This window comes from Streptomyces albireticuli, assembly GCF_002192455.1.
Lineage (GTDB): Bacteria > Actinomycetota > Actinomycetes > Streptomycetales > Streptomycetaceae > Streptomyces > Streptomyces albireticuli_B.
In genome coordinates, this window is the sequence record NZ_CP021744.1 from 4,794,956 (window position 1) to 4,805,000 (window position 10,045).

Annotated in this window: 8 protein-coding genes (1 of these 8 only partly in view); 7 read left to right on the forward strand and 1 reads right to left on the reverse strand. The window is 72.9% G+C overall.

The genetic code is table 11. The features are described from left to right. Positions 1-33: 33 nt before the first annotated feature. The 5 genes from SMD11_RS20715 (at position 34) to SMD11_RS20735 (ending at position 5,477) form a co-directional block, all read left to right on the forward strand. Positions 34-1,392 carry a phosphomannomutase/phosphoglucomutase gene (locus SMD11_RS20715; RefSeq protein ID WP_087927870.1) on the forward strand — a complete coding sequence of 453 codons (1,359 nt, stop codon included), beginning with the start codon at positions 34-36 and terminating at the stop codon, positions 1,390-1,392. Between the two features lie 231 nt (positions 1,393-1,623). Continuing rightward, positions 1,624-1,812, forward strand: coding sequence for a Trm112 family protein (locus tag SMD11_RS20720; protein ID WP_087927871.1), 189 nt, complete (start codon positions 1,624-1,626; stop codon positions 1,810-1,812). An 83-nt stretch (positions 1,813-1,895) separates the two neighbouring features. Then, entirely contained in the window at positions 1,896-3,059 is a 1,164-nt protein-coding gene (locus SMD11_RS20725; RefSeq protein WP_087927872.1) for an SIS domain-containing protein, read from the forward strand. A 144-nt stretch (positions 3,060-3,203) separates the two neighbouring features. Further along, entirely contained in the window at positions 3,204-4,409 is a 1,206-nt protein-coding gene (gene manA / locus SMD11_RS20730; protein ID WP_087927873.1) for a mannose-6-phosphate isomerase, class I, read from the forward strand. Positions 4,410-4,508: 99 nt separating this feature from the next. Beyond that, entirely contained in the window at positions 4,509-5,477 is a 969-nt protein-coding gene (locus SMD11_RS20735; protein ID WP_087927874.1) for a cation diffusion facilitator family transporter, read from the forward strand. 184 nt (positions 5,478-5,661) lie between these two features. Here SMD11_RS20735 and SMD11_RS20740 read toward each other — a convergent pair whose 3' ends face one another. Next, positions 5,662-7,650 carry a fructose-specific PTS transporter subunit EIIC gene (locus tag SMD11_RS20740; RefSeq protein ID WP_087927875.1) on the reverse strand — a complete coding sequence of 663 codons (1,989 nt, stop codon included), beginning with the start codon at positions 7,648-7,650 and terminating at the stop codon, positions 5,662-5,664. Between the two features lie 423 nt (positions 7,651-8,073). On the opposite strand from SMD11_RS20740, the gene ahcY reads away from it, so the two are divergent. Together ahcY and SMD11_RS20750 are read left to right on the forward strand one after the other, a co-directional pair. Further along, positions 8,074-9,531: an adenosylhomocysteinase gene (gene ahcY / locus SMD11_RS20745; protein ID WP_087927876.1), complete on the forward strand. Its 1,458-nt coding sequence runs from the start codon at positions 8,074-8,076 to the stop codon at positions 9,529-9,531. A gap of 98 nt (positions 9,532-9,629) precedes the next feature. After that, positions 9,630-10,045, forward strand: the 5' portion of a protein-coding gene (locus tag SMD11_RS20750) for a hypothetical protein (protein ID WP_087927877.1). It continues 199 nt past the right edge of the window; only the first 416 of its 615 coding nucleotides appear in the window; it begins with the start codon at positions 9,630-9,632; its stop codon lies off the right edge, out of view.

Below are 10,045 nucleotides of genomic sequence, written 5' to 3' on the forward strand. Positions count from 1 at the left end.
TCTTCCTGTACCGGACTCCAGGAGGGGTTGGCTGTGGCTGATCTGTCGCAGATCGTGAAGGCGTACGACGTGCGCGGCGTGGTCCCCGATCAGTGGGACGAGGGGCTGGCCGAGCTCTTCGGCGCCGCTTTCGCCCAGGTGACCGGCGCCGACGCGATCGTGGTCGGCCATGACATGCGGCCCTCCTCGCCGGGCCTGTCGCGTGCCTTCGCGCGCGGCGCGGCGGCGCGCGGCGTCGACGTCACCGAGATCGGGCTGTGCTCCACCGACCAGCTGTACTTCGCCAGCGGTCAGTTGAACCTGCCGGGCGCCATGTTCACGGCCAGCCACAACCCCGCCCAGTACAACGGCATCAAGCTCTGCCGGGCGGGCGCCGCCCCCGTCGGCCAGGACACCGGCCTCGCCGAGATCCGCGCCCTCGTCGAGGGCTGGGCCGACTCCGGGGCCCCGGAGCCCGCCGCCACCCCCGGCACGCTCACCCAGCGGGACGTCCTCGCCGACTACGCCGCGTACCTCCGCTCGCTGGTGGACCTGAGCGGCATCCGGCCGCTGAAGGTCGTCGTCGACGCGGGCAACGGCATGGGCGGGCACACCGTGCCCACGGTCTTCGAGGGCCTGCCCGTCGAGCTCACGCCGATGTACTTCGAGCTCGACGGCACCTTCCCCAACCACGAGGCCAACCCCCTCGACCCGAAGAACCTCGTCGACCTCCAGGAGAAGGTCCGCGAGACCGGCGCCGACATCGGCCTGGCCTTCGACGGCGACGCCGACCGCTGCTTCGCCGTCGACGAGCGCGGCGAGCCGGTCTCCCCGTCCGCGATCACGGCCCTGGTCGCCGCGCGGGAGCTCGCGAAGCACCCCGGCGGCACGGTCATCCACAACCTCATCACCTCGTGGTCGGTGCCGGAGGTCGTCAAGGAGCACGGCGGCGAGGCGGTCCGCACCCGGGTGGGGCACTCCTTCATCAAGGAGGAGATGGCCCGCACCGGCGCGATCTTCGGCGGCGAGCACTCGGCGCACTACTACTTCCGCGACTTCTGGAACGCCGACACGGGCATGCTGGCCGCCCTCCACGTCCTCGCCGCCCTCGGCGGCCAGGAAGGCGCGCTCTCGGGGCTCGTCCGGGAGTACGACCGGTACGCCGGCTCCGGCGAGATCAACAGCACCGTCGCCGACCAGGCCGCCAGCGCGGCCGCGGTCCGCGCCGCGTACGAGGGCCGCGAGGGCACCGCGATCGACGAGCTGGACGGCCTGACCGTCACCACGCCCGACTGGTGGTTCAACCTCCGCGCCTCCAACACGGAGCCGCTGCTGAGGCTGAATGTGGAGGCGCGCGACGCGGAGACGGTGGCGCGGGTGCGGGACGAGGTCCTGGCGATCGTCCGGGCGTGAGCCCGCCGCCCCCGGAGCGCCGGGCGGGTGAACGGGCCTGCCCGGAGCACCGCCGGGGGGGGCGACCGGAGGAGTTTGAGAACCGGGGTCCGGGGCAGAGCCCGAAGCGCGGCGCGCCCGCGCCGCCGGGGCCCTGCGGAGGACCCCGCCGTGGCCGCGCCACGATCCCGCACCCCCAGCGGGAGCGACTAGGCTGGCCGGACAGAGACGCACATCCCGAAGGGAACCCCCATGCCGCTCGAAGCCGGTCTCCTGGAGATCCTCGCCTGCCCGGCGTGCCACGCCCCCCTCCGCGAGGAAGGCGCCACCGAGGAGACCCCCGAGCTGGTGTGCCAGGGCGGCAGCGGCTGCGGCCTGGCCTACCCCGTCCGGGACGGCATCCCCGTGCTGCTCGTGGACGAGGCCCGGCGCCCGGCCTGACCCCGCCCGTCCGGCCCAGGCAAACCCGTACGGCGTACGCGACGGCGAGCGCGTGCGCCACGGCGATCGGAGGCTGATCAACGGTGTTCGACGAGTCACTCCTCGATGACCCCGACGCCCTGTCCCGCGCCGATGTCCACGGCCTGCTCCGCGGCGCCGCCGAATCCGGCGCCAGGGTCCGCACGGCCGCCCGGAACACCACCGAGGCGGGCGTGGGCGCCCTCAGGCCCGACGGCCGCCCACGCGCCGTCCTGGTGGCCGGCCCCGGCCCCGCCGGCGGCTGCACCGCCGATCTGCTCACCGCCCTCGCCGGTGACAGCGCCCCGGTCGCGCTGATCCGCCCGACCGGCGTGGCCCCCGCCCCCGGCGCCCTCCGCTGGACGCTCCCCGGCTGGACGGGCCCGCTGGACCTGCTGCTCGTCGCCAGCCCGGACGGCACGGAACCCGGCCTCGCGATCCTGCTCGAACAGGCCTACCGGCGCGGCTGCTCCGTCGTCTGCGTCACCCCGGCCGGTTCCCCGCTGGCCGACGCCACCACCCAGGCCCGCGGCCTCGCGATCCCCCTGACCAACTCGCCCGGCGAGGCCCGCGCGGCGGACGCCGAGCCCGGGGCCACCGCCCACCGGGTCGCGCTGCCGGTCGGCCCCGGCATCCTCTGGTCCCTGCTCACGCCGTTGCTCGTGCTCGCCGACCGCATCGGCCTGCTGGCCGCGGACGCCCGCGCGGTCGAGGCGCTCGCCGACCGCCTCGACCAGGTCGCCGAGCGCTGCGGACCGGCGATCGCCACCTACAGCAACCCCGCCAAGACCCTGGCGGCCGAGCTGGCCGACACCATGCCGCTCATCTGGACCGAGGGCGACCTCGCGGGCGCCACGGGCCGGCACTTCGCGACGGTCCTCGCCGCGCTCGCCGGCCGCCCCGCGCTCGCCGCCGAGCTCCCCGAGGCCCTCACCGCGCACAGCACCCTGCTCGCCGGGGACCTCGCGGCCGGCGCCGACCCGGAGGACTTCTTCCGCGACCGCGTCGAGGACCCCGAGGCCCTGCACGCCCGCGTCGTCCTCCTCCGCGAGCGGGAGCCGGACGTCACCTCGCCCGCCCCGGCCGCCCGCGAACTGGCCCTCCAGCGCGACACCCCCGTCAGCGAGCTCCAGGCGGACGAGGGGGAAAGCCCCCTGGAGACCGCCGCGGAGCTGCTCGCCATCACGGATTTCGCCGCCGTCTACCTGGCGCTCGCTTCCACCCCGTAAAACTCAAGAACCAGAAGAACCCCTAAGAACGACCCGTCAGGCAGCCCGGTGAGCGCGAGACCGGGGCACCGTGGACACGGTGATCCGGACCCGGCCCACCGTAAGGACGCCCGAAGGACGCACCGACAGTCAGGAACCGCCCCCATGGACCGCCTCGCCAACACCGTGCGCCCCTACGCGTGGGGCTCCACCACCGCGATCCCCGAGCTCCTCGGCACCGCCCCCACCGGCGAACCCCAGGCCGAGCTGTGGATGGGCGCCCACCCCGGCGCCCCCTCCCGCGTCGACCGCGGCGCCGGCCCCGTACCGCTCTGCGACGTCATCGGTGAGGCCCCCGAGGCCGAGCTCGGCGCGGACACCGTCCGGCGCTTCGGCCCGCGGCTGCCGTTCCTGCTCAAGCTCCTCGCCGCGGCCTCGCCGCTCTCCCTCCAGGTCCACCCCGGCCTCGACCGGGCGAAGGCGGGCTTCGCGGAGGAGGAGGCGCGCGGCATCCCGCACGACGCCCCCCACCGCAACTACAAGGACGCCAACCACAAGCCCGAGCTGCTCTGCGCCCTCACGCCTTTCGACGGCCTCTGCGGCTTCCGGGCCCCCGCCGAGACGGCCGCCCTGCTCGCCGCGCTCGACGTGGACTCCCTCAAGCCTTACGTCGACCTGCTGCACGCCCGGCCCGAGGCGGACGCCCTGCGCGAGGTCCTCACCGCCGTCCTGGGCGCCGACCACACCGCCATGGCCGAGACCGCCGAGGCCGCGGGCGCGGCGGCCGAGCGGCTCGCCGCCGAGGACGGGCCGCACCGGGCCGCGTACGCCGCGTACGCCTTCATCGCCCGCCACTACCCGGGCGACCCCGGCGTCGTCGCGGCCATGCTCCTCAACCACGTGCGCCTCAACCCCGGCGAGGGCCTCTACCTGGGGGCCGGGGTGCCGCACGCCTACCTCGACGGCCTCGGCGTCGAGGTCATGGCCAACTCGGACAACGTCCTGCGCTGCGGCCTCACGCCCAAGCACGTCGACATCCCCGAACTGCTGCGCGTCGTCCGCTTCGAGAGCACCGTCCCCGCCGTCCTGCGCCCCGAGGCCGACGCCGGCGGCGAGGAGGTCTACGCGACGCCCGTCGCGGAGTTCCGCCTCTCCCGGCAGGTCTTCGCGCCCGCGTCGGAGACCCCGGCCGGCCTGCCCACGGGCGCCCCGCAGATCCTCCTGTGCACCGCGGGAACCGCCGTCCTGACCGCGGACGACGGCACCCGGCTGACGCTGCGACAGGGCGAGTCCGCCTTCGCCCGGGCCGGCGAGCGCGTGGAGCTGAGCGGCGACGGCGCCACCGTCTACCGCGCCACTGTCGCCCTCTGACGCGAATCTGAGCCGAAACCCCGCCCGGCTGCTGCAACAATGGCCCGCCGTAAAGGAAAAGCAAAGCAACTGCTGGGGCGGAAGGGACAACCCGCACATATGAGTGCATCAGGCGGAACCAAGGCCATCGTCGCCGCGCTGGGCGCCAACCTGGCCATCGCCGTGGCGAAATTCGTCGCGTTCGCGTTCAGCGGCTCGTCGTCGATGCTCGCTGAAGGAGTGCACTCGGTCGCCGACTCCGGCAACCAGGCGCTGCTCCTGCTCGGCGGCAAGAAGGCGCAGAAGAAGGCGAGCGAGGAACACCCCTTCGGCTACGGCCGCGAGCGCTACATCTACGGATTCCTCGTCTCCATCGTGCTGTTCACGATCGGTGGCGTCTTCGCCCTCTACGAGGGCTACGAGAAGATCAAGGAACCGCACGAGATCGAGCACTGGTACTGGCCGGTCGGCGTGCTCGTCTTCGCCATCATCGCGGAGAGCTTCTCCTTCCGCACCGCGATCAAGGAGTCCAACGAGCTGCGCGGCAAGCAGTCCTGGGGCCAGTTCATCCGCACGGCCAAGGCGCCCGAACTGCCCGTCGTCCTGCTGGAGGACTTCGGCGCCCTCGTCGGCCTCGTCCTCGCGCTCGGCGGTGTCTGTATCTCGCTCGCGACGGGCGACGGCGTCTGGGACGGCATCGGCACGCTGTGCATCGGCGCCCTGCTCGTCCTGATCGCGCTGATCCTGGCGGCCGAGACGAAGTCGCTGCTCCTCGGCGAGGCCGCCGGCAGCGAGGACCTCGCCAGGATCCGGGCCGCGGCGGTCGACGGCGAGTCGGTGACCGCCGTCATCCACATGCGCACGCTTCACCTGGGGCCCGAGGAACTGCTCGTCGCCGCCAAGATCGCGGTGCGGCACGACGACACCGCCGTCCAGGTCGCGCGGGCCATCGACGCGGCGGAGGCCCGCATCCGGGAGGCGGTCCCGATCGCCCGGGTGATCTACCTGGAGCCGGACATCTACGACGAGGAGGCAGCGGCGGCGGGCGCGGACCCGACGGCGACGCCGGGCGGACCGTCACGGCACTGAGATGACGTCTTGAACATCGGACGGGCTTGGTATGCGGGGTACGCCCGCGATACCAGCCCGTCCGGCGTTTGAGGACCGGGGTCCGGGGCGGAGCCCTGGTTACGGGAAGGGGCGGGGCCGGGGAAGGACCCCGCGCAGCGGTCCACCCGCCCACCTCACCCCACCCACACCGCACAACACTCCGCTACGACACCTCCCCCAGCACCCCCATCACCTCCCCCACACCCCCCGCGGAAAGCAACCGCTCCCGGAACCCCGGATCCATCAGCTTCCGCGACAGCATCGCCAGAATCCGCAGATGCTCATCCCCCGCCATCTCCTCCGGCACCGCGATCATGAAGATCAGGCGCGCCTTCGTCCCGTCCGGCGCCCCCCACTCGACGCCCTCCTCGGACCGCGCGAAGCCGACCACCGGCGCCGCGACCGCGTCCGTCTTGGCGTGCGGGATCGCGATCTCCTCACCGAGGCCGGTCGTGCCCAGCGCCTCCCGCGCGAGCACGGCGCCGACCAGCCCGTCGAGGTCCGTCACCCGGCCGGTGGCCGCCAGCAGCCCGGCCAGCTCATGGATCGCGGCCTCCTTCGACCGGGCGGCGAGCCACGGACGTACGGACGCCTCCGTGAGATGACCTGACAGAGCCGTCGCGGCGCCCGTCACCTCGACGGAGCCGCCGCCCGCCGCCAGGGGCACCGCCGGTACGGCCGCCACCGCACCCGGCATCCGCGGGGCGGCCCCGCCGCCGAGCGTCATCAGCGTGACCGTCGCCATCGCCGTCACCACCGTGCCGACGGCGATGGCGACGAAGAACATCGGCACCCCGCCGACCGCGCCCAGCACCGCCACGATCGGCCCGCCGTGCGGCACGCTGTCCTTCACCGTGGCGAGGCCCGCGACCGCGCCGGCCACCGCGCCGCCCAGCATGTTCGCGGGAATGACCCGGGCCGGCCGGGCGGCGGCGAACGGGATCGCGCCCTCCGTGATGCCGAAGAAGCCCATGAACAGCGCCGCCAGCCCGGTCTCCCGCTCCTGCTGCGTGAACAGCCCGCGGCGCAGTACGGTCGCGAGCCCCTGGCCGAGCGGCGGCACCGGGATCGCCGCCGCGCACATGCCCATGACCTCCGGGTTCCGGGAGACCAGCCCCGCGCCGAAGAGGAACGCCGTCTTGTTGACCGGCCCGCCCATGTCGAAGGCGATCATCAGCCCGAGCAGCACCCCGAGCAGCGCCGCGCTGGTGCCGGTCAGGCTCCCCAGCCAGTTCGTCAGGTGCTCGAAGACCCAGGCGATGGGGCGCCCGATGACGTAGACGAAGAAGAGCCCGACGGCGCTCGTCGCGACGATCGGGATGACGATGACCGGCATGATCGGTCGGACGAACTCCGGCACCGTGACCTTCCGGATCCACCGGACCACATAGCCCGCCAGGAAGCCGGTGGCGATCGCCCCGATGAAGCCCGCGCCGGCCTTGCTGTCGTAGAGCTCCCCGTGGCTCGCGATCCAGCCGCCGACCATGCCCGGCACGAGCGCGGGACGGTCGCCGACGGCGTAGGCGATGTAGCCGGACAGGATCGGGATCATCAGCGTGAAGCCGATGACGCCGATGTCGTGGACGGACTGCCAGAAGGAGCTGTGGAAGACGATCCCCTCGGGGGTGGTGTGCCCGCCCAGCGCGAGCGACACGGCGATCAGCAGGCCACCGACGACCACGAACGGGATCATGTACGAGACGCCGTTCATCAGCGCCTTGTAGAGGGCGCCGCGCTCCCTGCCGCCCTCCGCGCCCGGCGGCCCGGCGGCGCCCGCTCCCGGCCCGGCGCCCCGGTGCACGGGCGCGGTCCGCACCCGGTCGATCAGCCGCTCCGGGTGATGGATGCCCTCCGCGACCCCCACGGTGAGGACCCTCTTGCCCACGAAGCGGCTCAGGTCGACGTCCTTGTCGGCGGCGACGATGATGCCGTCCGCCTCCCTGACATCGTTGTCAGTCAGCACGTTCTCCGCGCCGATCGACCCCTGTGTCTCCACCTTGATCTCATGGCCGAGCGCCTGCGCGGCCTGCGCCAGCTTCTCCGCCGCCATGTAGGTGTGGGCGATGCCGGTCGGACAGGCGGTCACCGCCAGCAGCTTGAGCCCCGGCCCCCGGGCCCCCGCGTCCTCGGGAGGATCGGCTGGACTGATCACGTGGATCTCCTCACAACGTCATCGCGCGCGGGAGCGTGCCGCGTCCTCGCGCTGTTCGCATCCTGCAACACGTGACCTGCGGAGCAAAGCGGTTACCTGCTGGATCGTCAGGCGGCGCCGGGCGCGCGGAACTCGGCGGACCGACGAGCCGGGGCCAGGAGGGGCTGGGGTTCGCCGGGCCGTCAGGTGTAGATTCGTGACCAGAGCCAGACGTCGCTGCTGATGGCGGTCGGGCGGCCCGCGCGACGGGCCGGCCGAGGGAGAGAGGGCCTCCGACGGACTGCGCTGCGGCCAGGGGACGAGTGCGTCCGCACTCCACCCGACCGGGCCCGGACGGCTGCCGTCCGGCTGCCCGCCTCGGCGGCCTGACCGCGTGCACAGCCGTACCCACTCTCGCTCGCCCCTTCAGGAGGAGCAGCCCGTATGACCACCACCTCCACCGGCCAGGACTTCAAGGTCGCCGACCTTTCCCTCGCCGCTTTCGGCCGCAAGGAGATCACCCTCGCCGAGCACGAGATGCCCGGTCTGATGGCGATCCGCAAGGAGTACGCGGAGGCCCAGCCGCTGGCCGGCGCCCGCGTCACCGGCTCGCTGCACATGACCGTGCAGACGGCCGTGCTCATCGAGACCCTGGTCGCCCTCGGCGCCCGGGTGCGCTGGGCGTCCTGCAACATCTTCTCCACCCAGGACCACGCGGCCGCGGCCATCGCCGTCGGCCCGAACGGCACCCCGGAGAACCCGCAGGGCGTGCCGGTCTTCGCCTGGAAGGGCGAGACCCTGGAGGAGTACTGGTGGTGCACGGAGCAGGCGCTGACCTGGCCCGACACCGCCACCGGCGGCCCGAACATGATCCTGGACGACGGCGGTGACGCCACCCTCCTGGTCCACAAGGGCGTCGAGTTCGAGAAGGCCGGCGCCGCTCCGGACCCGTCCACGGCGGACAGCGAGGAATTCGCGCAGATCCTCACACTGCTCAACCGCACGCTGGGCGAGAACCCCCAGAAGTGGACCCAGCTGGCCTCCGAGATCCGCGGTGTCACCGAGGAGACCACCACCGGTGTCCACCGTCTGTACGAGATGCAGCAGCAGGGCACGCTGCTCTTCCCGGCGATCAACGTGAACGACGCCGTCACCAAGTCGAAGTTCGACAACAAGTACGGCTGCCGCCACTCCCTGATCGACGGCATCAACCGCGCCACCGACGTCCTCATCGGCGGCAAGGTCGCGGTCGTCTGCGGCTACGGCGACGTCGGCAAGGGCTGCGCGGAGTCCCTGCGCGGCCAGGGCGCCCGGGTCATCGTCACCGAGATCGACCCGATCAACGCCCTCCAGGCGGCGATGGACGGCTTCCAGGTCACCACCCTGGACGAGGTCGTCGAGACCGCCGACATCTTCGTCACCACGACGGGCAACAAGGACATCATCATGGCCGCCGACATGGCCAAGATGAAGCACCAGGCCATCGTGGGCAACATCGGCCACTTCGACAACGAGATCGACATGGCCGGCCTGGCCAGGATCCCGGGCATCGTCAAGGACGAGGTCAAGCCGCAGGTCCACACCTGGACGTTCGCCGAGGGCAAGGTCCTCATCGTGCTGTCCGAGGGCCGCCTGCTCAACCTGGGCAACGCCACGGGCCACCCGTCCTTCGTCATGTCGAACTCGTTCGCGGACCAGACCCTGGCCCAGATCGAGCTCTTCACGAAGCCGGAGTCGTACCCGACCGACGTCTACGTGCTGCCCAAGCTCCTGGACGAGAAGGTCGCCCGCCTCCACCTCGACGCCCTGGGCGTCAAGCTGACCACGCTCCGCCCGGAGCAGGCCTCCTACATCGGTGTCCCGGTCGAGGGCCCGTACAAGCCCGACCACTACCGTTACTGACCGGGCCCGCCGACGGCACCCCGTCGGCACCCTCAGCCGGTACGCAGGCCCCCGCCCTCGGCGGGGGCCTGCCCCGTTTCCCCGTCAAGGACCACACCATGCCCCGCGGCCGCTACTCCCTCCACGACCCGCACGACCACACGCCCCTCGGCTCGGAACACTTCCACTGCGCCACGGGCCCCTCGGGCTGGCGCTACGTCTCGCAGCTCACCGCCCCGTCCGGGGAGCACACCGGCTCGGTCGACCTCACCCTCGACGAGCTCGGCCGGCCCATCCGGGTCCAGCTCCACGCGGCGAGCTGGCAGGTGAAGGGCGCCGCCCTCGACGGCGTCACCTGGGTACGGACCGACCCGACCGGCGAGCACGCTACGGAGGGCAATGTCGCGGCGCACGCCTTCACCGGCGCCTCGCCCGCCTTCCATGTGGCGCTGGCCCGGCTCGTCCGCCCGGGGCTCGGGGAGGGTGCCAAGCGCGTCCGCCTGGTCGGCTTCACCTCCCCGGTGCTGGCCCCCCG

What these genes read in the sequence shown, in the direction of transcription:
- SMD11_RS20720 (WP_087927871.1), top strand. Translation starts at nt 1,624, where the DNA reads ATGCCGCTCGAAGCCGGTCTCCTGGAGATCCTCGCCTGCCCGGCGTGC.
- manA (WP_087927873.1), top strand. Translation starts at nt 3,204, where the DNA reads ATGGACCGCCTCGCCAACACCGTGCGCCCCTACGCGTGGGGCTCCACC.
- SMD11_RS20735 (WP_087927874.1), top strand. Translation starts at nt 4,509, where the DNA reads ATGAGTGCATCAGGCGGAACCAAGGCCATCGTCGCCGCGCTGGGCGCC.
- ahcY (WP_087927876.1), top strand. Translation starts at nt 8,074, where the DNA reads ATGACCACCACCTCCACCGGCCAGGACTTCAAGGTCGCCGACCTTTCC.